14 protein-coding genes and 1 tRNA gene are annotated in these 21,667 nt (G+C 43.6%); 10 read left to right on the top strand and 5 right to left on the bottom strand.

What is annotated here, in order from left to right:
• Positions 1 to 53: 53 nt before the first annotated feature.
• The gene (locus BLV54_RS04400) at positions 54 to 422 is read right to left on the bottom strand and encodes an Mth938-like domain-containing protein (protein ID WP_090568321.1); all 369 of its coding nucleotides are present in this window, start codon (positions 420 to 422) and stop codon (positions 54 to 56) included.
• A 245-nt stretch (positions 423 to 667) separates the two neighbouring features.
• Between BLV54_RS04400 and BLV54_RS04395 the strand changes: the two genes are divergently transcribed.
• From BLV54_RS04395 to odhB, 8 genes are all read left to right on the top strand, one after another.
• Positions 668 to 1,903, top strand: coding sequence for a pyridoxal phosphate-dependent aminotransferase (locus BLV54_RS04395; RefSeq protein ID WP_090568318.1), 1,236 nt, complete (start codon positions 668 to 670; stop codon positions 1,901 to 1,903).
• Between the two features lie 97 nt (positions 1,904 to 2,000).
• Positions 2,001 to 3,314: a homoserine dehydrogenase gene (locus BLV54_RS04390; protein WP_090568316.1), complete on the top strand. Its 1,314-nt coding sequence runs from the start codon at positions 2,001 to 2,003 to the stop codon at positions 3,312 to 3,314.
• Between the two features lie 96 nt (positions 3,315 to 3,410).
• Positions 3,411 to 4,826: a threonine synthase gene (gene thrC / locus BLV54_RS04385; RefSeq protein ID WP_090568313.1), complete on the top strand. Its 1,416-nt coding sequence runs from the start codon at positions 3,411 to 3,413 to the stop codon at positions 4,824 to 4,826.
• Positions 4,827 to 4,941: 115 nt separating this feature from the next.
• Positions 4,942 to 5,637: a succinate dehydrogenase iron-sulfur subunit gene (locus BLV54_RS04380; protein ID WP_090568311.1), complete on the top strand. Its 696-nt coding sequence runs from the start codon at positions 4,942 to 4,944 to the stop codon at positions 5,635 to 5,637.
• On the top strand, positions 5,634 to 5,867 hold the full coding sequence (locus BLV54_RS04375; RefSeq protein ID WP_090568308.1) for an FAD assembly factor SdhE: 234 nt from the start codon (positions 5,634 to 5,636) through the stop codon (positions 5,865 to 5,867). Before BLV54_RS04380 ends, BLV54_RS04375 begins: the two co-directional genes overlap by 4 nt.
• A gap of 60 nt (positions 5,868 to 5,927) precedes the next feature.
• The gene (gene gltA, locus BLV54_RS04370) at positions 5,928 to 7,229 is read left to right on the top strand and encodes a citrate synthase (protein WP_090568306.1); all 1,302 of its coding nucleotides are present in this window, start codon (positions 5,928 to 5,930) and stop codon (positions 7,227 to 7,229) included.
• Positions 7,230 to 7,408: 179 nt separating this feature from the next.
• Positions 7,409 to 10,264, top strand: coding sequence for a 2-oxoglutarate dehydrogenase E1 component (locus tag BLV54_RS04365; protein ID WP_090568303.1), 2,856 nt, complete (start codon positions 7,409 to 7,411; stop codon positions 10,262 to 10,264).
• Positions 10,265 to 10,279: 15 nt separating this feature from the next.
• Positions 10,280 to 11,509 (top strand): 2-oxoglutarate dehydrogenase complex dihydrolipoyllysine-residue succinyltransferase, encoded by a 1,230-nt coding sequence (gene odhB, locus BLV54_RS04360; protein WP_090568300.1) that lies wholly within the window; start codon positions 10,280 to 10,282, stop codon positions 11,507 to 11,509.
• 21 nt (positions 11,510 to 11,530) lie between these two features.
• Here the strand turns inward: odhB and dnaE are convergent, their stop codons facing one another.
• On the bottom strand, positions 11,531 to 15,076 hold the full coding sequence (gene dnaE, locus BLV54_RS04355; RefSeq protein ID WP_090568297.1) for a DNA polymerase III subunit alpha: 3,546 nt from the start codon (positions 15,074 to 15,076) through the stop codon (positions 11,531 to 11,533).
• A 131-nt stretch (positions 15,077 to 15,207) separates the two neighbouring features.
• On the opposite strand from dnaE, the gene yegQ reads away from it, so the two are divergent.
• Complete coding sequence (yegQ, locus tag BLV54_RS04350) at positions 15,208 to 16,563, top strand: prephenate-dependent tRNA uridine(34) hydroxylase TrhP (protein WP_090568294.1); 1,356 nt, start codon at positions 15,208 to 15,210, stop codon at positions 16,561 to 16,563.
• A 36-nt stretch (positions 16,564 to 16,599) separates the two neighbouring features.
• On the opposite strand, the gene BLV54_RS04345 is transcribed toward yegQ, so the two are convergent.
• A complete protein-coding gene (locus BLV54_RS04345; RefSeq protein WP_090568291.1) occupies positions 16,600 to 17,574 on the bottom strand; it encodes a hydrolase in 975 nt (324 codons plus the stop codon).
• A gap of 317 nt (positions 17,575 to 17,891) precedes the next feature.
• Between BLV54_RS04345 and BLV54_RS04340 the strand changes: the two genes are divergently transcribed.
• Positions 17,892 to 17,968 (top strand) — tRNA-Val (locus tag BLV54_RS04340).
• Between the two features lie 586 nt (positions 17,969 to 18,554).
• On the opposite strand, the gene rlmB is transcribed toward BLV54_RS04340, so the two are convergent.
• Together rlmB and rnr are read right to left on the bottom strand one after the other, a co-directional pair.
• Positions 18,555 to 19,298 carry a 23S rRNA (guanosine(2251)-2'-O)-methyltransferase RlmB gene (rlmB, locus tag BLV54_RS04335; RefSeq protein WP_090568288.1) on the bottom strand — a complete coding sequence of 248 codons (744 nt, stop codon included), beginning with the start codon at positions 19,296 to 19,298 and terminating at the stop codon, positions 18,555 to 18,557.
• A 170-nt stretch (positions 19,299 to 19,468) separates the two neighbouring features.
• Complete coding sequence (gene rnr, locus BLV54_RS04330; protein WP_090568285.1) at positions 19,469 to 21,646, bottom strand: ribonuclease R; 2,178 nt, start codon at positions 21,644 to 21,646, stop codon at positions 19,469 to 19,471.
• Positions 21,647 to 21,667: the final 21 nt, after the last annotated feature.

Here is a 21,667-nt window from a genome sequence, read left to right as displayed (position 1 = left end):
GCTAGTCAAGATACGTTCTATGCATATCTCTTTAACAAGAGGAAAGTATAGAATTAGATTATCAAGACTGCAGCAACACGCCGCCCCTCTGCAGCTAAAACATTATAGGTTCGGCAAGTTGCATGGGTATCCATTACTTCCAGACCAAACCCTGAAGAAATCATCGCTTTCATCAATTGGGGGTTAGGAAAGCGCAGTGTTGTTCCCGTTCCGAGTAAAATAATTTCTGGTTGAAAAGGTCGTAAGCAATCAAAATGGGCTGCTTTTAACTGCTCTAAACTTTCGATTTGCCAGTTCTCGATAATATGATCTGGTAGCACGATCAAATTATGCTCATAACGGACTCGATTAATTGCGACATAGCCTTCCCCATACCCGGAAAAAATATTGAATCCTTCATGCTCTGAAAGATGCAGCTTCAATGTAAAACCTCCTGCTTATTTATCAATAAAGAGTCTGTTCTTTATCAATAGGATGTATTTAAAAATTATTTTCAGTTTATTGCGTTATAGAACGATTGTGCAGCAAATAGCTATCAATAAAAATTTAGACTTAATTTAGATTTTTTTATTTTACTTTTTTTGCAAAAAAATATGGGTCAGGTAACATTATATTCTCTTTATTTTTTCAATATCTATCCACTACAGCGTAGTTTTTCACACTAATCATGCAGCCCATCACAAAATCCAGCAAGCTTGCTAACGTCTGTTACGACATTCGTGGTCCCGTCCTCGACCGGGCCAAACAAATGGAAGAGGAAGGTCATCACATTATCAAACTCAATATCGGCAACCCTGCTTCATTCGGCTTTGAAGCGCCCGAGGAAATATTACAGGATGTCATCCGAAATCTGTCCGCCGCCTCGGGTTATTGTGATTCAAGGGGTCTATTTGCTGCACGCAAAGCCATCATGCATTACACACAGGAAAAACGCATTCCTAACGTGCAAATGGATGACATTTATATTGGTAATGGCGTTTCCGAGCTGATTATGCTTGCCATGCAAGCGCTACTGGAAAACAACGATGAGGTGCTCATCCCCGCACCTGATTATCCCCTGTGGACAGCAGCCGTATCGTTGGCTGGTGGGATTGCACGCCATTATATTTGTGATGAACAGTCTGATTGGTTCCCGGATCTGGATGATATTCGTGCTAAAATCACGCCTCGTACGCGCGCAATTGTCATCATCAATCCCAATAACCCAACAGGTGCATTATATCCGGTTGACCTCTTGCTTGAGATTATTGAAATTGCTCGTCAGCATCATCTAATCATTTATGCAGATGAGATCTACGACAAAATACTTTACGATCAAGCAACACACACTTCGGTAGCTTCCCTGGCTGATGATGTTTTGTTTGTAACATTCAATGGCTTATCAAAGAATTATCGGGCAGCTGGTTTTCGCTCTGGTTGGGCAGTGGTATCGGGCGATAAGCAACGTGCGCAGGATTATATTGCGGGTTTAAATATGCTGGCTTCTATGCGTCTGTGTGCAAATGTACCCGCGCAATTCGGTATCCAGACTGCATTAGGAGGTTATCAGAGTATATATGATTTGACGATGCCTACTGGGCGACTCAAGCGGCAACGTGATCTTGCCTGGAAACTGCTAACTGATATTCCGGGTGTAACCTGCTATCGACCCCAATCAGCGTTATATCTGTTTCCGCGCTTGGACCCAAAAATTTATCCTATTCAAGATGATGAGCAATTCATACTGGATATGTTGCAGGAAGAAAAGGTGCTAGTAGTACAGGGAACTGGTTTTAATTGGCTCTATCACGATCATTTCCGGGTGGTGTTTTTACCCAATAGTGACGATCTGACGGAAGCAATCGGTCGAATTGCACGTTTTCTGGAGCGTTATCGTAAACGTCATGGGATACACGCCGTATAATTCCATGGCAAATCTCATTGGATATTCTCAGAAACTCTGAAAAATCCATAATTTAATTATTTTGTAACATTCTTAGTTTAATTTTATAAATCAGAATATGAAGCCCATTAACGTTGGTTTATTAGGAATCGGAACGGTCGGTGGCGGTACCTATGCCGTCCTGAAACGTAACCAGGAAGAAATTGCCCGTCGTGTCGGTCGCAATATTGTGATCCGTATTATTGCCGACCGTGATATTGAAAAAGCACGTCGCCTGGCCGATCGCGACACCATCGTAACCGCTGATGCATTCGAAGTCGTCTCACGTCCCGACATTGATATTGTTATCGAATTGATTGGCGGACAAACGGTTGCTAAAGAACTGATACTACAGGCTATTGCCAATAGCAAACATGTGATTACAGCCAATAAAGCACTACTGGCATCGCATGGCAATGAGATTTTTGCAGCCGCTCAGCAAAAAGGCGTGGTTGTTGCCTTTGAGGCAGCAGTTGCAGGGGGCATTCCCATTATCAAAGCATTACGTGAGGGATTAGCCGCCAATCGGATAGAATGGATCGCTGGCATTATCAATGGCACCAGTAATTTTATTTTGTCGGAGATGCGTGAGAAAGGGCTCGCATTCGATACGGTGTTAGCTCGCGCACAAAAACTTGGCTACGCTGAAGCTGACCCTACCTACGATATTGAAGGGATTGATGCTGCACATAAAATAACCATTTTGGCAGCGATCGCTTTTGGTATCCCAGTCAGATTCGATAAGGTCTATATCGAAGGCATCACCAAGCTTAGTAATGATGATATCCGCTACGCTGAAGAACTCGGTTACCGCATCAAGCTACTCGGTATTACCAAGCGTGTAGTGAAGGGTATTGAACTACGTGTGCATCCTACTCTCATTCCTATTAAAAGACTGATCGCCAATGTGGAAGGCGTGATGAATGCGGTGGTCGTCAAAGGCGACGCCGTCGGATCTACGCTTTACTATGGTGCAGGTGCAGGCGCAGAGCCTACAGCCAGCTCGGTCATAGCTGATTTGGTCGATGTGGCACGTCTGCTCACTGCCGATCCGGAACATCGCGTGCCTTATCTCGCATTTCTGCCAGAATTATTATCAGACATCCCGATCGTACCGATGGAAGAGGTTGAAACAGCTTACTATCTTCGCTTTCAGACAATGGATAAACCTGGCGTTCTTGCCGATATCACACGCATCTTGGCTGATTCAGATATTTCGATCAACGCTATGGTGCAGAAAGAACATGCTGAGGAAGAGGATAAAGTCAACATCATCATGCTCATCCATACAACGATAGAAAAGAACATTAATGCTGCAATAGATAAAATTGAGAAGTTGCCTACCATGGCAGGAAAGGTAGTGCGTATCCGTTTGGAAGAATTAAGCAAATAAGCATGATGCAATTTGAGCTGACTTGCCGTATTTTTTCAAACTAGTCTAGGGTAGTAGTTTATTTCTTCTACTCTCTCATTATTCAATCAGAATACTATGCATTATATCTCTACTCGCGGCGGTATGTCGCCAAGAACTTTTACTGAAATACTGCTGAGCGGCCTAGCTCCAGATGGCGGGCTCGCTGTACCTGAAGTTTATCCAAAAATCAGCCCGTCTGAACTTGAAACATGGCGTTCTCTTGACTATCAGGCGCTCGCATTTGAAATACTTTCCCGTTTCATGGATGACATTCCTGCTAATGATTTGCGTCACTTGATAGCGCGTACTTACACAGCAGAAGCATTTGGCAGCCCAGACATTACGCTGGTTAGAACTCTCGAACCTGGGTTGCACATCTTGTGCCTGTCTAATGGTCCCACTTTGGCATTCAAGGATATTGCCATGCAGCTATTGGGGAATCTGTTTGAATATACATTAGACAAGACAAAAGCTGAGCTGAATATTCTTGGAGCAACTTCCGGTGATACCGGTTCAAGCGCTGAGTATGCCATGCGCGGCAAACGCGGTATCCGTGTCTTCATGCTTTCACCGCTTGGCAAAATGAGCCGCTTCCAAACCGCGCAAATGTTTTCCTTACAAGATGAAAATATTTTCAATATCGCTATTCGCGGTGTCTTTGATGACTGCCAGGATATTGTCAAAGCGGTAAGTAATGATCATGCATTCAAGCAAAAACACCATATCGGCACGGTCAATTCGATCAACTGGGCGCGCATAGCTGCACAGATTGTTTATTATTTCAAAGGATATTTTGCAGTTACCCAATCAAACGATGAACAAGTATCATTTTCTGTGCCATCAGGGAATTTTGGTAACATTTTTGCTGGTCATGTAGCGCGCATGATGGGGTTGCCGATCAAACAACTCATTCTAGCTACCAACGAAAATGACGTATTGGATGAGTTCTTCCGTACGGGTCTATACCGGCCGCGCACCACTGGCGAAACACACCACACGAGCAGCCCCTCAATGGATATCTCCAAGGCTTCTAACTTTGAGAGATTTATCTTTGATCTGACAGACCGCAATGCTATGCGGGTTAAGGAATTGTGGCAATCCATTGATAAAGGAAATGCTTTCGATCTATTTGGTAACACTTTGTGGGTTAAGACAAAAGAGTTTGGCTTCGTTTCCGGAACCAGTCATCACGCCGCACGTATTGATACAATCCGTAAGCTCTATCATGAATACAAAGTTTTGATTGACACCCATACCGCAGATGGAGTAAAAGTTGGACTTGAATATCGCGAACCGGGCATTCCGCTTATTTGCCTGGAAACCGCGCTACCCACAAAATTTGCTGAAAGTATCAAGGAAGCTGTGGGATTTGAGCCAATACGGCCTGCGGAACTTGAAAATCTGGAAGACCTTCCTCAACACTTTGAGGTCATGGATAAAGATGTGGATGCAATCAAGACCTTTATCTCCCAGAAGATTGAACAGACTTGATAATTAGGTATCACTCTGAATACATCAATCTTTTAAGCCGCATCGATACCATCGCCCTGCACCTGCTATCCTTATCGGTGAATATTATCTGTTAAGAAACGGAGGAGCTTCAATCATGCGATTCTCAATTAGCCGCTATAACCCTGACAAGGATGAGAAACCTTACATGCAGGATTATGATATTGAGCTAGAGCCAACTGACAAAATGCTGCTGGACGCTTTGATTCGAATCAAATCTCAAGATGACAGTCTTAGTTTGCGTCGCTCCTGCCGGGAAGGTGTATGTGGATCAGATGCAATGAACATCAATGGTCGTAATGGATTAGCCTGTATCACTCCGATAGCCAGCCTGAAAGAACCGATAGAAATCCGCCCTCTGCCTGGCCAGCCGATTATTCGCGATTTAATCGTGGATATGACACAATTTTTTAAGCAATATCACTCGATCAAACCTTATTTGATCAATAATGATCCTCCCCCGGAGACCGAGCGATTGCAATCACCAGAAGAAAGAGCCGAATTGGACGGGATGTATGAATGTATCTTGTGTGCATGCTGCTCCACAGCATGCCCTTCGTTCTGGTGGAATCCGGATAAATTTATCGGTCCTGCTGGCTTGCTGCAAGCTTACCGTTTTCTGGCTGACAGCCGCGATCAAGCTACTGCTGAACGATTGGATTATCTGGAAGATCCTTATCGCCTGTTTCGCTGCCACACCATTATGAATTGTGTGGATGTTTGTCCAAAAGGATTAAATCCAACGAGTGCAATTGGTAAAATCAAAAATATGTTGGTAAAAAGAACAGTATGAAGCAGCGAGAACGCCTCCGTTGGCGTTGTCGACGCGGTTTGCTGGAGTTGGATATTATATTGCAGCGCTTTCTGGATAAATACTATGTGCAATTAGATGAAACGCAGTTAAAAACGTTTGAAACATTGCTGACACTCCCTGATAATGATCTATGGGATATAATTTCCTCCAAAAAGGAAACAGCAAACGAGAACTTGAAGTCAGTTCTAAAGCTTCTTCAACAAAGTTAAGCAAACTAACGCTGCTTGCTATACTAAAGCGTGTAGATCCTCAAACCATGGGAGATAGATATGTCTGAACAACGTACAGCAACCCTACTGCTTGGCGAGAATAGAGAACCGGTTGAGCTCCCGATTATGTCGGGTAATATGGGGCCGGATACGATTGATATCCGTACGCTCTATGCCAAGGGTGGTATGTTCACTTATGATCCTGGTTTTCTTTCTACAGCTAGCACCAAATCCGCTATCACATTTATTGATGGCGATAACGGTATCCTTCTCTATCGTGGCTACCCTATTGAACAGCTAGCTACACAATGTGATTTCATGGAAGTCTGTTATTTGCTGCTGAATGGCGAGTTACCCTCTGACGTACAAAAAAAGCAATTTGTTCATGCTATTAAAAGCCATACCATGCTGCATGAGCAACTGGTCAGATTTTATAGTGGGTTCCGAAGAGATGCTCACCCTATGGCAGTGATGGTGGGGGTGGTAGGTGCCTTGTCAGCCTTTTACCATGAAGCGATGGATATTTCAGATGCGGTTCATCGTGAGCAATCCGCCTTTCGGCTGATTGCCAAATTGCCCACGATTGCGGCCATGGCTTACAAATACAATATTGGGCAACCCTTCATTTATCCACGCAACGATTTAAGCTATGCTGCAAACTTTCTGTACATGATGTTTGCCACGCCAGCTGAAAATTATGTTCCCAATCCGATCTTCGTAAAAGCGTTAGATCGTATTTTAATTCTTCACGCCGATCATGAGCAAAATGCCTCAACTTCTACGGTTCGCCTGGCAGGCTCCAGTGGCGCCAATCCGTTTGCCTGTATTTCTGCAGGTATCGCCTGTTTATGGGGACCCGCGCATGGAGGTGCAAATGAAGCATGTCTTAACATGCTGGAAGAAATTGGCGATGTTTCACGCATTAATGAATATATCAGACGCGCGAAAGACAAGAATGACCCTTTCCGCCTGATGGGCTTCGGTCATCGGGTATACAAAAATTTTGATCCACGCGCAAAACTCATGCGTGAAACCTGTCACGAGGTATTGGATGAAATGGGGCTCCATAATAACCGCCTTTTCAAGCTCGCCTTAGAGCTGGAAAGAATCGCTCTGGAGGATGACTATTTCATCGCTAAAAAACTTTACCCTAATGTCGATTTTTATTCTGGCATCATACAACGTGCATTAGGCATACCGACTTCCATGTTTACTGCAATTTTCGCAATGGCACGGACGGTTGGCTGGGTAGCTCAATGGAATGAAATGATCGCTGATCCCGATCAAAAAATAGGACGTCCTCGTCAGCTCTATACCGGTGTTACACAAAGAAACGTATCATCGAAAGAAACTGGCAAATAGTAAGATCACTCTTAGTTTTAGAATTAATTTTTATGTGTATATGGGTAAGAAGGTAAAAATCATAAAGTTAAATTAATATCACTAGAATACAGGTCGACCGACATATCAAATAAATCGTGTTGCGCAGGTACTATCTATTCTAATGTGCTTTCGTTTTTTAAAATAAAATGAGTCTGGTCATGATGAGACAATTCTTTGAGAATTCAATGTTATTTGGTACTAATGCTCCTTTTATCGAAGATCTCTATGAAAAATATCTCAGCAACCCGGATTCGATATCTCCTGAATGGCGTAGTTATTTTGATTCATTGCAGCAGACTTTGACGATAACTGCTCGAGATGTACCTCATACTTCTATTATTGAATCATTTGTAAGACTTGCACAAACTCTTCCATCTAAAAAGCGTCTTGGCTATCCCCAAGTAACTATTTCATTAACCTCGGCTGAGGCTAAAGAACGTAAGCAAATAGCTGTTCTGCAGCTTATCAACATGTACCGTTTTCTCGGCGTGCGTCTGGCGCGTCTCGATCCGCTTAACCATCAGCAAGTACTCGATATACCAGAGCTTGATCCGGCATTTTATGAATTGACTGAAGCCGATATGGAAACGGTTTTTAATACCGGTTCATTGGTAGGTCAAGAGCATGCGTCATTGAAGGAAATTTTACAGATACTGCAGCAAACATACTGCGGCACAATTGGCGCAGAATATATGTACATTACCGATTTAAAGCAGAAACGCTGGATACAGAACCGCCTGGAGGGTCCGCGCTCTCAGCCGAGCCTTACTGCTGACTATAAACGACATATCCTTGAACGTCTAACTGCCGCAGAGGGTCTGGAAAAATACCTTCATACTCGTTATGTTGGACAAAAACGTTTCTCCGGTGAAGGAAACGAAAGTCTGATTCCTTTACTGGATAAATTGCTACAGCACGCCGGAGAAGTAGGCATAAAAGAAATCGTGATCGGCATGGCACATCGAGGCAGACTTAATGTCCTCGTCAACACACTAGGTAAAATGCCCTCAGACCTGTTTCTAGAATTTGAAGGAAAAAAAGTGCAGACGCTCACTGCTGGCGATGTCAAATATCACCAGGGATTCTCGTCCGCTGTTATGACACAGGGTGGAATTGTATATCTTGCACTCGCGTTTAATCCCTCACACCTTGAAATCGTTGATTCCGTGGTAGAGGGGTCGGTCCTCGCCCGCCAACATCGTTTACACGATAAAAAGGGAGAGTTAGTCATTCCCGTGCTACTGCATGGCGACGCAGCCTTCTCAGGACAGGGGGTGGTAATGGAAACATTAAACCTGTCGCAAACAAGAGGTTATGGTACAGGTGGTACCGTTCATATCATTATTAACAACCAAATCGGCTTTACCACCTCAGATCCTCGTGACAGCCGGTCCACCCTTTACTGTACTGATGTGGCAAAAATGATCGAAGCGCCAATTTTTCATGTCAATGGCGACGATCCTGAGGCTGTAGTCATGGTGACAGAAATTGCATTGGATTTTCGCATGCAGTTTCACAAGGATGTCGTAATTGATTTAGTCTGTTTTCGTAAGCAAGGTCACAATGAGCAGGACGAGCCGATGGTCACGCAACCCTCCATGTACCGCATCATCAATAAACATTCTGGGACACGCAAGCTTTACATGGATAAGCTGGTAGCAGAGGGCGTCATTGCTGTGGCAGAGGCAGAGGTTATGGTCAAGGCCTATTATGATGCAATGGATGCAGGTCACAACCCTAACAAGACCATTCTCTATGATTATAAATCACCTCATGCAATCAATTGGGCGCCTTTTCTCAACCCCAGCAAATGGAATCAACCGATAAAAACAGGAGTTCCCATTGATAAATTAAAGTTCCTTGCGGAACGTCTCACAGATATTCCGGCAACTTTTAAATTACACCCGAGGGTTGAGAAAATTATTGCTGATCGACGTGAGATGGGGAAAGGAAATCTGCCATTGGATTGGGGAATGGCTGAAAATTTAGCTTATGCTTCACTATTAAAAGAAGGTTATCCAATTCGTTTCTCCGGACAAGATAGCGGACGTGGAACTTTTTTTCACCGCCACGCAGTATTACATGATCAGAATCCTGAACAAGAGCAATGGGAAAGTGGCATCTATGTGCCACTTCGGTATATTACACCGAAGCAACCTGATTTGACTATTATCGATTCAATGCTCTCGGAAGAAGCCGTATTAGGTTTTGAGTATGGCTATGCAACGGCACAACCGAATGGGCTCGTTATTTGGGAGGCGCAGTTTGGTGACTTTGCTAATGTCGCACAGGTTGTGATTGACCAATTTATTACATCGGGCGAAGCCAAATGGGGACGTTTATGCGGATTAGTCATGATGCTGCCACATGGTTATGAGGGACAAGGACCTGAACATTCGTCGGCTCGGTTAGAGCGATTCTTGCAGTTATGCGCGGAATATAATATTCAGGTATGTGTTCCTTCTACACCCGCTCAGACCTTTCATTTGTTGCGGCGACAATTGATCCGTCCAATTCGCAAACCGTTAATCATCATGATGCCCAAAAGCTTACTTCGACATAAAGAATCGATATCGTCACTAGAAGATCTCGCTCATGGTCAATTCCAAGCTGTCATCCCCGAAACGGAACATCTCAATGCTGATAAGGTAAAACGCATCATTACCTGTAGTGGCAAGGTATATTATGAATTACTCGCCTATCGCCGCAAAGAAGACATTACAGACATGGCCATCATTCGGCTCGAACAACTCTATCCCTTCCCACACGAAGATTTTCAAGCAGAAATAGATCGTTACCATAATGCCAAGGAAATCATCTGGTGCCAGGAAGAACCAGGTAACCAGGGAGCTTGGCACCGTATTCAACACTACATCCTTAGGCATAAGCGACCTGACCAGATCCTCAGCTACGCTTTGCGTCCTTCCTCAGCATCACCTGCTGTTGGTTATCTGGAGCTGGACCGATTCCAGCAGCAGGGACTGGTTGAGGCGGCATTCCGGGATAAAATTTAAAAAGGAAAACAGATTATGTTAATCGAAGTCAAAGTACCTCAATTATCTGAATCGGTTACTGAAGCCACTTTGATTTCCTGGCACAAGCAGCAAGGTGAGCTGGTTAATCGTGGTGAAAATCTTGTTGATGTTGAAACTGATAAAGTAGTTATGGAGCTACCTGCCCCACGGGATGGTATCCTAGCCGAAATCATTAAGGGTGATGGTGCTACAGTAATGGCTGGTGAAGTGATCGCTAAGATAGAGACAGAAACTCATAAGGCTCAAGTTCGTGCTGAAGCTGTAGCTGTCCCTGAAATAGAGCCTGTCTCCCCCGAGGTAATAACAAAAGAAGCTGAACAGGTGACACCCAAGCTGATGCCAGCAGCTAAAAAGGTTGCTGATGAAAACAATCTCAGCTGGGATGAAATCAATGCTATTAGCGGGACAGGACGCGACGGTCGCATCACCAAAGAAGATATCCTAGCCTATGTGAAAAGCAAGGTCATTATTTCTCCAGCCAGAACGGAAATACCTGAGATAGGTGCAATGGCAGCAGCTGGTGCTCGGCCTGAGCAACGCGTACCTATGACAAGACTACGCATGCGTATTGCTGAACGATTGGTACAGTCTCAATCGACAACTGCAACTCTGACGACATTCAATGAAGTCAATATGCAGGCGATTATGGATTTACGTGCGCGTTACAAAGATACCTTTGAAAAAGAGCACGGAGTTAAACTCGGGATTACCTCATTCTTCGTCAAAGCGGCTGTTGCCGCACTGAAAAAATTTCCTATTATCAATGCTTCGGTAGATGGTAACGACATTGTTTATCATGGTTATTACGATATCGGTATCGCTGTTGCAAGTTCCCGTGGATTGGTGGTACCGATTATCCGTAACGCTGATCAGTTATCACTGGCAGAGATAGAAAAGCAAATCGCTGATTTCTCAAAAAAAGCGCAAGATGGCAAATTGACTATTGAAGAATTAACCGGTGGTACCTTTTCTATTACTAATGGGGGTATCTTTGGATCCATGCTTTCCACGCCAATTATCAATCCACCGCAAAGTGCGATTCTAGGCATTCACGCGACCAAACAGCGCCCTGTAGTTGAAAATGGTCAGATCGTTATACGACCTATCAATTATCTTGCGCTCTCTTATGATCATCGCATTATTGATGGTCGTGAGGCTGTGCTCTCGCTCGTTGCAATCAAGGAAGCATTAGAATATCCAGTCAGTCCGTTATTTGAGCAATGAGCAATTAAAAAATGGGCCTAATCAATAAATGATTACAACGTTTTCTGACTTTAGATAGGTAAATAGTGATTCAACCAATATGTCATCCAGATAAACACGCCAAGCATCACCGAATTCCATTTCGCAGATCGCATATTGATTTCGGTAAATGATCGTTATAGGGCAGTAGGAATAAAGATGGTTCTCTGCACCTTTATTTTTGGCTATGCTATCTTGTCGATAGGGCATGAGTAATTCACTGAGCTTAGTCACACTGGCTATCTCAGATGTTGCAGAACCGTTTATTACGAGCCTTAATTTTTTTGCATAGCAAGAGCGGGCACTCGCAAGGCTATAAAGTTTATCGGCAACAATACGAAGTTCATCGTTGCTTCCAACAATGTTGCTAATAGTCACTTCAGCAATCAGAAGCTTATCTTCTTTTAACCAATCACTGTGATGACAAAATAATTCGTTATAAACCACGACCTCTACTTGAGCATGGCCATCGTCTAACACAATGATGGCCATTTTCCCTCGACGCGTCATTTGCGTGCGAATAGAATGAATCACACCAGCAATTAGCTGGAGTTCTCGTCGTGGACTTGGATTAAGCCGGTCTAGGCGGGTCTGGACAAACTGGCTAAGCTCTTTTACGTGGGCAGAAAAAGGATGTCCGCTGAAATAAAACCCTAATCCCAGCTTCTCATTCTGCAGTATTTCTTTTTCTGACCATTGGGGAACGTTGACTAAAGCTGGATGTTGAAAATTATTCTCAATCTCCGCAAATAAGCTAGTCTGATGAATTGATAAACTGCGTTGCTCGGCAAATTCGATTGCGATCCCTACTGACGCTAATAAACCTGCCCGGTTAGGATCGATACTATCAAATGCACCGACACGAATGAGTGATTCCATAACACGGCGATTTATCACTCGCCGATCAACCCGACAACAGAAATCAAACAAATCAGTAAACAATCCACCTTGATTACGCGCTTCGATAATGGCTGAGATAGCCCCTTCCCCAGTGCCCTTCACTGCCCCCAGGCCATAACGAATGTTTTTTTCGTCAATTGGGATAAAACGATATTCGGATCGATTGATATCTGGTGGCAAAATAGTTAGTCGATTAGCCAGGCAGTCTCCGTAAAACACATTGATCTTATCGGTATCATTCATTTCTGCCGACAAACATGCAGCCATAAACTCTGCAGGGTAGTGTGTTTTAAGGTAAGCCGTCTGAAAGGCGATCAAAGCATAAGCTGCAGCATGCGATTTGTTGAAACCGTAGCCAGCAAATTTTTCCATCAAATCAAAGAGCGTAATCGCATTCTGTTCAGTCAAACCATTCCTGATTGCGCCCGCTACAAAAATATCACGCTGCTGCGCCATTTCCTCTACCTTTTTTTTGCCCATCGCACGCCGTAATAAATCAGCGCCCCCGAGGCTATACCCGCCTATCACCTGAGCAATTTGCATCACTTGTTCCTGATAAATCATGACGCCATACGTTGGCCCAAGAATAGGTTCCAGACGTGAATCCAGATATTCCACACGTTTACCGTGTTTACGTTCTATAAATTCGGGAATCAAATCCATGGGCCCAGGGCGATAAAGTGCTACCAGCGCGATCAGATCTTCGAACCGATCAGGCCTCGCTTTTTGCAGCAGATCTTTCATTCCACGTGATTCAAATTGGAAGATTCCGATTGCGTTGCCTTTTCTCATCAACGCATAGGTCGCAGCATCCTCTAAAGGAATATGATTTAAAGAAAAAGATTGATTCAGCGAGGGTATCGACTGCCCAGCTTGCCGATCGGCTGCCTGTGCACCTGCTTCAGCATAGCGCTGCCGAATATCGTTTACGGCTCTATCTAGAATAGTGAGGGTACGCAGCCCAAGAAAATCAAACTTTACCAGACCAATTTTCTCGACATCATCCTTATCAAACTGGCTGACTACCGAATCTCCCGAATCGGCGCAATACACAGGGCAAAAATCGGTAATCTTGCCAGGTGCGATCAGCACACCGCCTGCATGCATCCCCACATTACGAGTCAGCCCTTCCAGACGTTCTGCCAGTTCCAGCAAATTACGCACATCTTCTTCCTCTTGTGCACGCTGTTCCAGCTGAGGTTCGACAGCACGTGCTTTTTTTAGCGTCATACCGATCTCGAATGGCACTAATTTGGCTAATTGATCGACAAAGTTATACGGTAGATCCAGCACACGGCCCACATCTCGCACGACTGCTTTTGCTGCCATCGTGCCAAAAGTAACAATCTGTGAAACGCTCTCAGCACCATAGCGCTGTTTCACATATTCAATGACGCGCTCACGTCTATCCTGACAGAAGTCGATATCAAAATCTGGCATAGATACCCGTTCGGGATTCAGGAAACGCTCGAACAACAAATCATAGCGCATCGGGTCAAGATCAGTGATCCCAAGTGAATACGCAACTAGAGAGCCTGCACCCGACCCACGCCCTGGACCTACTGGCACATCGTTCTGCTTGGCCCAGTTGATAAAATCCGCGACGATTAAGAAATAGCCTGCAAATCCCATTTGGATGATAGTATTGACTTCGAAACCCAGTCTGTCCTGATACTTTGGCAGCTTCGAAGCATATACTCCGGCATCTGGAAACAGAACACACAGGCGTTTCTCTAGTCCGGCTTCGGCCTGCTCACGTAAGTATTGTTCAATACTGACTGTACCCGGTGTTGGAAATATGGGTAAGCGGTTAACCCCTAGCTCGAGCACAAGTGAGCAGCGCTTGGCAATTTCTACACTGTTGGCAAGAGCAGATGGTATATCCGCAAAAAGAGCCTGCATTTCTGCTTGTGTTTTAAAATATTGCTGCTCGGTAAAATGATGCGGGCGCCGGCGATCGCCTAACACATATCCTTCTGCAATGCATACCCTAGCTTCATGAGCTTTATAATCTTCAGGTTCTAAAAATTGCACTGCATGCGTCGCTACAACAGGTAATTGTAATTTGGAAGCCAGCTGCAGAGAATTGCGTACACAGCTTTCCTCGTTCGCGTTGCCGCTTCGCTGTAATTCGATATAAAATCGTCCTGGAAACAAGTTTGCCCATTCTTGAGCCAGTGTTTCAGCTGTACTTAAATTATTCTGTGATAGATGCCATCCGATCTCGCCATGATAGGCACCTGACAGCAGAATCAATCCATCTGTTCCACCTTCATCAGCATGAAACCATGATTTCCGGAATTCAACCCGGCCACGGTACAAATTCTCACGATAAGCCCGCGATAGCAAACGACACAATAACAAGTAACCAGCATAAGATTGGCATAACAATAAAACGCGGGTAGGCTTATCACGATCTGTCTCATTAGTAATCCAGATATCACACCCAATGATGGGTTTAATACCTTTTTTGTAGGCGCTTTGATAGAATTTGATCAATCCAAAGAGATTAGCGAGATCCGTCAACGCCAATGCTGGCATATTATCTGATGCTGCTTTTGATAAAACTTCATCGATGCGAACTATACTGTCGACGACAGAGTACTCGCTATGCAGTCGAAGGTGGATAAAAGCGGGGTCAGCCAGCATAATGCTATAATTTAAAATTAGCTATTTAGCTTTCAGGATTACTTCTGGGGATTATTCAACTATTAATCTGCGTAGTCTTGTATGCGTACAAAACTGGACATCGATCTAACATTACTTGCTCATTTTACACTATGCTAAACACCCCTGAACTTTTACTGCCAGCTGGCTCACTGGAGAAAATGCATATTGCTTATGCCTACGGCGCTGATGCAGTTTACGCCGGTCAACCACGGTATTCTTTACGAGCCCGCAATAATGAGTTTTCTCTGGAGCAATTACGTACCGGCATCACAGAAGCGCATGCGATCAGCAAAAAATTCTTTGTTACAAGCAACCTTATGCCTCATAGCGCCAAGGTAAAAACCTATATGGCTGATATGGCGCCCGTCATTGAGCTCAAACCTGATGCGCTGATTATGGCAGACCCCGGACTTATTATGTTAGTCAGAGAAAAATGGCCGGATATTCCTATCCATCTCTCTGTTCAAGCCAATACTGTCAATTACGCTGCGGTAAAATTCTGGCAGAAAATCGGATTAACACGCGTCATCCTATCCAGAGAACTATCGCTCGACGAAATTAGCGAGATCCGACAACTTTGCCCAGATATGGAACTGGAAGTGTTTGTTCACGGTGCCTTATGCATGGCCTATTCAGGACGGTGCTTGTTATCAGGCTACTTTAATCACCGCGACCCAAACCAGGGTACCTGCACCAATTCATGTCGATGGGATTATAAAGTCAAATCAGCCGAAGAAAATGCTACTGGTGACATTGAGCCTTTGCAAAAAATTGACTTCGATTTTAACCAAGCATTAATGCAACAACCTACCCCTCAGGGTACTGTCAAACGACATCCTGCTGCAGATCATGTTTATCTCATTGAAGAAGGAGAACGCCCCGGCCAGCTAATGCCTATCATGGAAGATGAGCATGGCACGTATATTATGAACTCCAAAGATCTACGCGCAGTAGAACATATCGGGCGACTCGTCAAAATCGGAATAGATTCTCTCAAAATCGAAGGGCGAACCAAATCAGCCTATTATGTTGCGCGCACAGCCCAAGTTTACCGTAAAGCGATAGATGATGCGATAGCTAATCGCCCCTTCGATCCTGCCCTACTTAGTCAATTGGAAGGACTTGCCAATCGTGGCTATACCGACGGTTTCTACCAGCGGCATCACAGTCATGAAACTCAGAACTATCTGCGCGGTCATTCAGAATCAAACCGTAGTCAATATGTGGGTGATGTTACTGCTATCGATCAAATCAGTGGCATGGCTGAAATTCTGGTTAAGAATCGCTTTGAGATAGGTGATCGCTTGGAGATCATTCACCCTTCCGGCAACCAAGTGATTGAATTGGAGCAGATGCAAAACTTAGATGGCATGACTATTCATGTTGCTCCAGGTAGTGGTCACCGGGTGAGAATTCCACTCAAAGGAAATGTTGAAAAAGCTTTTTTAGCAAGGTTCCTATCTTGATCCAAACAAATCTACTAAAGAGAACAGTCCGAACGTTCACGCTGATTGAAAGAAGCTGGTAATCCGTTGAGGCAGCCAACTAAGCTGACCAGGGAAGGTTCCATGCATAAATCCAACATGTCCACCTTGCTCAGGAAATTCAAGAAAAACCATAGATGAAACCTTGCTTCTTGCCGGCAATGCATCAGCCGGCATGAATGGATCATTTCGCGCATTGATAACAAAAGTGGGAACCTGGATATGTTGAAGCCAAGGCTTGCTGCTGGATTTACTCCAGTACTCCTCCGTGTTAAGGAAGCCATGCAGGGGTGCTGTGACATGATTATCGAATTCATATAGCGAGCTAGTTGCAGCAATCGCCTTCTCATCGAGCAAACCCGGAAAGCGCTTATGTTTTTCTAATGCTTTACGTTTTAAAGAGCTCAGAAAATGCCGGGTATAGATTTGGTTAAAACCTAAATCAAGCGTCTTTCCAGCAGCAGCCAAATCAAGTGGAGCTGAAACTGCAGCAGCAGCTGTAATCAATCTGCTTGCTTGACCACCTTGTTCACCCAACCATTTCAATAAAACATTTCCTCCAAGTGAAATGCCGATTACGTAAAGTGGCAAACCTGATTTCTGCAACTCACATTGATGCGCTATCCGTCGTAGCATCCAATCTATTTCCATTGAATCACCCGCATGATAAGCACGGGGTAGTCTATTAGACTCCCCAGAGCAACCACGGAAATGAATGACCGCGCCACGCCAGTTTTGCTCTCGCAAATGATTCAAAATACTGAGCGAATAATGACTGCGTGAGTTTCCTTCAAGTCCATGAAACATAACCACCAGCGGCTTATCCAAAGGACCTTCAAGCCAATCAACATCGACAAAATCACCATCATCAATCTCCCAGCGCTCACGCTGCAAAGTTACCTGCGGTGATGGCTTTAGAAAATAAGGATAAATGGTCTGTACATTACCGCCTGGTAACCATTTGGGAGCAACATAATTAAATTTAACGTTCATTTAGCCTCAGACATTCAGTAATGAGTTTCTCAAAAATGACAAAGAATAATAGTTATTTTCTTGCCATGCCAATAAACCAGTTCTTGTTAGATTTTCATTTAACCTAACTTTAAGCGAGGGAAAATGTTACTAATTATACGTGTAGTAAAAAATTTATTTTTTATCTCTAAAAGTAATCAATATTTGGTTACCTTGCTTCTAATCATGTTGGTTATTCTAATCAAAATGATATATAAACTTCAAAATTCTAGAGAAATCATTCTTTTTAACTTATATTTGAACCCATACGATGTTTCAGTTAGAATGCTGTATTCCCTAGGCGCGTAGCTCAGCTGGTTAGAGCATCACCTTGACATGGTGGGGGTCGTTGGTTCGAGTCCAATCGCGCCTACCAAAATATCCAATAAAAACACAAGCTAATATCGAACTTTAGGTTGTGTTTTTGTTTCTCGCATATTAAAAAATATTTCGTATAAGCAAAAATAAATTGCTTGCTATGGTCTCATTCTGATAAATCACATACCCTCTGCCTATCGTACTGTAGTACACCGTACTTCGGTACAACATATGAGATGAACAAAGGGATAAACAAACTTTCTTAAACCCAGATTTTCCATTAGGATAAGTTATTAACCTAAATTCCTCTGTTGAAATTTATTACGAGGAATCTCATACTGCAAAACGATTTCTAGCTAAAAATATTAACTGCTCCTCAATTGCCATAAACAAACTGGAAGCAAGGTATGGCAGCACTTTCAACTGATTTTGATTGTTTCTTTAAAATCTAACGCAATTGGTGGCGCTAAAAATCTTCCAAAATACCTTGATCTACAGGATTCTTGCACGATTAAGAGACTTCAACTGAGGAAAATAGGATAAATCAAAATGCCTTTAACACGCTTCAAGGGATATGAACCTCCCAGTCAAAATTAAACCTAGATTCTTCAGAAAAATTAAAAATTTTTGCCTTAGCCTATTAATCAAACTTTCTTTGATCGCTGGCGGAAAGTTTCGAATAAGCAAATCCCAGCAGTGACTGATACATTCAGGCTTTCAACACTGCCGACCATTGGAATACGCACCAGTTGATCACAGGTTTCCTTTGTCAAGCGACGCATACCCTCATGTTCTGCACCTAATACCCAGGCCACAGGACCATCAAGTGTGATCGTTTCAAGGCTATGGCTTGCATCAGCTGTAGTGCCAATAGTCCAGATGTCATGTTGCTTGAGTTCACGTAAGGTTCGAGCCAAATTGGTGACGGTAACAAAAGGAACAGTATCGGCAGCACCGCTAGCGACTTTATGCACTGTAGCCGTCAGTCCTACCGAGCGATCCTTAGGTGCAATGACAGCATGAGCACCCAATGCATCAGCAACGCGCAGGCATGCTCCTAAATTGTGAGGATCCTGAATACCATCCAGTATTAAGAATAAAGCAGGTTCGCTCAGTGCTTCCAAGACATCTTCAATAGCAACATAGCTCTGAGTAGCCGTAATGTTGGCCACTACACCTTGATGGCGCGTAGTGCCCACTATTCTGGCGAGCCTCGTATTGTCACAAAGTACCAAACCAATATTTTTAATTTCAGCAAGTTTGCATAGATCACGCGCACGCTGATCATGTCGCGCCGAATCGATATAGATTTCTTTGATACTATCTGGGTTTTGCCGTAAACGGCTCATAATCGCATGAAACCCAAAAATATGTCGTGTCTGAGACATGTCGTCGCTAGCTCAGTAGAATTATTGTAAAAGCTGCATCAAAACAATTATCTAAAAGAATCGTATGTTTCTATTTAGTGTCTGCGGAGAGTCTAAAGCACGTTTCCATTAACCGTTTGGTATTCCTCGCTCCCACCCAGAAAATCTGTGTTCTACGATTTTTCCGATTTCTAAGCAAGAACAAAGTCTATTTTACGAGTTTCTAAGTCAACCCTTACAAGTTTGACATGTAAACGATCACCCAGGCGATATTTTTTCCCAGTACGTTCACCATATAACATGTGTTTAGTGCTATCAAAATGGAAGTAATCGCTGGGTAGCTCTGATATATGGACTAATCCTTCCACATAAATTTGATCAAGTGCAACAAATAAACCAAATCCGGTGACACCACTGATGACGCCATCAAAGCATTCATTAATCTTATCCTGTATATAGAAGCATTTAAGCCACGATTCAACATCACGTGTTGCTTCATCAGCGCGACGCTCTGTCATTGAGCAATGCTTACCAAGTTCGTGCCAGTCGCCACCCGATGGCGAATAGCTATTGCTATTTAGAACAGCTTTAATAGCACGATGTACTAATAAATCAGGGTAGCGCCGAATTGGTGAAGTGAAATGAGTGTACGCTTCATAAGCCAATCCGAAATGGCCGATATTTTCAGGACTGTACATCGCTTGTCGTAACGATCTTAACATAACAGTTTGTAATAATTGGGCATCGGCTCTGCTGATGATTTTAGTTAATGTTTTAGCAAAATCTTTGGCGTGTGGTTCACTACCGCCTCCTAGTTGCACGCCAAATTCCTTAAGAAAATCTCGCAGCGCTGTTAATTTCTCCGGCGCTGGCCCTTCGTGGACACGATACAGCACCGGTTGCCTATGTTTCTGCAAAAAATCTGAGGCACAGACATTGGCAGCTAGCATGCATTCTTCTATCAGACGATGCGCTACATTGCGTTGCAGCGGAAGTATCTGCTCAATCTTGCCCTGAACATTAAAGATCATCTGGGTTTCAATCGTTTCAAAGTCAATGGCCCCACGTTTCTTGCGTGCTTTCTGTAAACCCCTATATACCTTATAGAGTAACTGAATGTGCGGAAGTAGTTCGGTATATTGCTTGGTATTGGTATCTTTGGGTCTATCCAGCATCGCTGCGACTTCGGTGTACGTAAGGCGGGCATGTGAGTGCATGACTGCCGGGTAAAATTGATAATCTAAATATTCACCATTCGTAGCTAATTGTATTTCGCATACCATACTAAGACGGTCCGTTTGCGGATTCAGCGAACACAAACCATTGGAAAGTACTTCTGGCAACATCGGGATCACTCGTCGTGGAAAATATACCGAATTGCCTCGTTTGCATGCTTCTTTGTCTAGAGCATCAGCGTCTTGAACATAATGACTGACATCAGCGATGGCTACATATAATCGATAATCTTTTCCATCACGTTCACAGTAAACTGCATCATCGAAATCACGCGCAGTTTCGCCATCGATTGTAACAAAAGGTAAATGACGAATATCTTTCCGCTTGGTAAGTTCTTTTTTTAATACCTTTTTAGGAAATTTGGCAGAGATTTTCTCTATCTCAGATGAAAACTCATAGGGTAAGTCATGTTTACGCAATGCGATTTCGATCTCCATGCCAGGCGAAGTGTATTCACCTAGAATTGCAATAACATGACCAATAGGCTGGATATGGATATCAGGTTGCTGAATAATTTTGACCATTACAACCTGGCCAGTCTTAGCCTCCATAGTAGCTTCACGAGGAATCAGTATTTCTTGACTAATACGCTTGTTTTCAGCAATGACGAAAAAAATACCATGCTCGGTATAAAATCTCCCTATTAACTGTGTGTTGACACGTTCCAGCACTTCAACGATTTCACATTCACTACGACCGCGACGATCCACACCAATTTCTCGTGCGATGACACGATCGCCATTAAATACCTTGTGCATTTCTTTGGGACCAAGATATAAATCAGGGCCCCCACTATCTGTAATCAAGAAGCCATAGCCATCACTATGTCCTTGTACCGTTCCTCTAATCAGTTCAAGTTTTTCAATGACACAAATATCCCCTTTGCGATTGCGCATGATTTGGCCTGCACGGATCATGGCTGCCAATCGTCGATTAAAAAATTCGGTTTCTTCTGGAGCTATATCCAGCAGTTTCCGTAATTTTGTTTCGCTTACAGGGATGCCTTGTTCCTCAAGTATTTGTAATATGAATTCTCGACTTGGCAAAGGCGTGCCATATCGCTCACTTTCTCGAGCGAGAAAAGGATCATGTTTACGTAACTGATTTTTCTTACTTTTCTTCTTGATTGACAAAACAATTGTTTCCTATAAAAT

The organism is Nitrosomonas sp. Nm33 (genome assembly GCF_900107265.1).
GTDB lineage: Bacteria > Pseudomonadota > Gammaproteobacteria > Burkholderiales > Nitrosomonadaceae > Nitrosomonas.
Note: the sequence above shows the minus strand (reverse complement) of the source record. Positions and strands in the feature narration are given on the sequence as shown.

What these genes read in the sequence shown, in the direction of transcription:
- BLV54_RS04395 (WP_090568318.1), top strand. Translation starts at nt 668, where the DNA reads ATGCAGCCCATCACAAAATCCAGCAAGCTTGCTAACGTCTGTTACGAC.
- BLV54_RS04390 (WP_090568316.1), top strand. Translation starts at nt 2,001, where the DNA reads ATGAAGCCCATTAACGTTGGTTTATTAGGAATCGGAACGGTCGGTGGC.
- thrC (WP_090568313.1), top strand. Translation starts at nt 3,411, where the DNA reads ATGCATTATATCTCTACTCGCGGCGGTATGTCGCCAAGAACTTTTACT.
- BLV54_RS04380 (WP_090568311.1), top strand. Translation starts at nt 4,942, where the DNA reads ATGCGATTCTCAATTAGCCGCTATAACCCTGACAAGGATGAGAAACCT.
- BLV54_RS04375 (WP_090568308.1), top strand. Translation starts at nt 5,634, where the DNA reads ATGAAGCAGCGAGAACGCCTCCGTTGGCGTTGTCGACGCGGTTTGCTG.
- gltA (WP_090568306.1), top strand. Translation starts at nt 5,928, where the DNA reads ATGTCTGAACAACGTACAGCAACCCTACTGCTTGGCGAGAATAGAGAA.
- BLV54_RS04365 (WP_090568303.1), top strand. Translation starts at nt 7,409, where the DNA reads ATGATGAGACAATTCTTTGAGAATTCAATGTTATTTGGTACTAATGCT.
- odhB (WP_090568300.1), top strand. Translation starts at nt 10,280, where the DNA reads ATGTTAATCGAAGTCAAAGTACCTCAATTATCTGAATCGGTTACTGAA.
- dnaE (WP_090568297.1), bottom strand. Translation starts at nt 15,076, where the DNA reads ATGCTGGCTGACCCCGCTTTTATCCACCTTCGACTGCATAGCGAGTAC.
- yegQ (WP_090568294.1), top strand. Translation starts at nt 15,208, where the DNA reads ATGCTAAACACCCCTGAACTTTTACTGCCAGCTGGCTCACTGGAGAAA.
- BLV54_RS04345 (WP_090568291.1), bottom strand. Translation starts at nt 17,574, where the DNA reads ATGAACGTTAAATTTAATTATGTTGCTCCCAAATGGTTACCAGGCGGT.
- rlmB (WP_090568288.1), bottom strand. Translation starts at nt 19,298, where the DNA reads ATGTCTCAGACACGACATATTTTTGGGTTTCATGCGATTATGAGCCGT.